Consider the following 249-nt stretch of genomic DNA (forward strand, 5'->3'; position numbering starts at 1 on the left):
TCTGTTTACTAAATCCCGTTCGACTTGCATGTGTTAAGCACGCCGCCAGCGTTCGTCCTGAGCCAGGATCAAACTCTCAATTTAATGTTTGTTTGAAGCTAGCTTTTCAGCTGACTTTTGCTTTTTTTATTCTCACCGAATTATTGTTTGGTTTGTACTTCTCTCAAAGTATTTACTTTATTTAATTTATTAAGGTTCTATAGTTTGTTGTCTTAATGACAACTTTCTTCGCACTTTCGTAACGACTTT

The 249-nt window shown here is 35.7% G+C and carries 1 rRNA gene; it reads right to left on the bottom strand.

What is annotated here, in order from left to right:
* A 16S ribosomal RNA gene (locus ACU68W_RS09415) occupies positions 1-84 on the bottom strand; the annotation flags it as partial.
* Between the last annotated feature and the right edge of the window lie 165 nt (positions 85-249).

The organism is Finegoldia sp. P2-F-LR, assembly GCF_052932265.1.